The 1,039-nt window shown below is 48.8% G+C and carries 3 protein-coding genes; 2 read left to right on the top strand and 1 reads right to left on the bottom strand.

From position 1 onward, the window contains the following. Both ACMTNU_RS20785 and ACMTNU_RS20780 read left to right on the top strand, forming a co-directional pair. On the top strand, nt 1–263 hold a 263-nt coding region (locus ACMTNU_RS20785), incomplete at its 5' end, for a hypothetical protein (protein WP_413937194.1). 12 nt (nt 264–275) lie between these two features. Further along, nucleotides 276–638: a hypothetical protein gene (locus ACMTNU_RS20780; protein ID WP_413937193.1), complete on the top strand. Its 363-nt coding sequence runs from the start codon at nt 276–278 to the stop codon at nt 636–638. A gap of 34 nt (nt 639–672) precedes the next feature. Here ACMTNU_RS20780 and ACMTNU_RS20775 read toward each other — a convergent pair. Next, a partial coding sequence (locus ACMTNU_RS20775; RefSeq protein ID WP_413937192.1) for a hypothetical protein occupies nt 673–1,039 on the bottom strand: 367 nt, incomplete at its 5' end.

Raw genomic sequence — 1,039 nt, 5'->3', positions numbered from 1 at the left:
CTGTCGCTTCGATTGTTGTGGATTACACAAAATATCACCGTGAGCCGTTGTCGCCATTGTGGACATTCGCGTTCCGCTTTTTTCTGCCGCCGTTATATTTGATTTACCTATACGCGGTCATCGAATACAGGATGGCGACAGGCATTTATGAAGCCTCCGCCGTCGCTCCGTTTGCGCGGGTTGGCTTCCTGCTGTTCCTGCTTCCGAATGTGGTGTGCGGGATTGTGTATCTCATTCAATGGATGAAGGCGAAAAGGAAATAACGGTCATGCCGTATGCTGAGAGTCTATCATTTTGTTGCCCGCATTGCACAAGAATCGCCAACCACGCCGGGGGAGTGGGGGCTGATTTTTACATTGCTGACCGTGTTGGGAACGCTCTTGAATATTCTCTACTCAAATCGTAATTCCCTCGTGCAACAGCAAAAGGAAATGATCGCCTCGCAAGCGGTCAAGATCGCCGAACTGGAAGAGTCTATCCAAACTCTGCGGAACGACTATGCCAACGCGGAACGTCGGCGCATTGACAATGAAGGCGATATTCGAGTATTGAAAGATAAGTTGCAGAGGGAAAAGATGCGGGTCAAGTCCCTGCAAAAGCGATTGAGCGCGAAAGAGAAGCGGTTACTGCGGAGGTAACTACGCAGGGACGCGGGACAAGCGGCACAACGGCTTAGATTACCCAACCAAAAACGGCGGGAGTAGAAACTTTGTCAGATTTGCCGCGCCCGTTTTTGGTCGGGTGCATCTTTTGTTGGGCAGACTCTATTTTGAAATTCAACAATTTTTGCTGAAAATCACTATCATCGAATATGCCATTGCACTTTGGACAAATATTATCTTTATGATTACTACCCCACCCATGATAACAATACGGGCATGTGACAGCATAAGCAAATTTATTGCTCCGTGGTGTTGGAAGATAGATAATCAATTTTTTCTTTTTCACGATACCTACTTTCTCGAAAGGTCTGCCCAACGGTGAGCGTGTGCGGCAGGTGGGGCGGGAGCGGGTGAAACTGTCAGATGCCGCGCCTCCC

The sequence above is a fragment of the Nitrospira sp. BLG_1 genome (assembly GCF_047338595.1).
Taxonomy (GTDB): Bacteria; Nitrospirota; Nitrospiria; order Nitrospirales; family Nitrospiraceae; genus Nitrospira_D.
The sequence above is the reverse complement of the archived record's forward strand: the minus strand, read 5'-3'. Positions and strand labels throughout refer to the sequence as shown.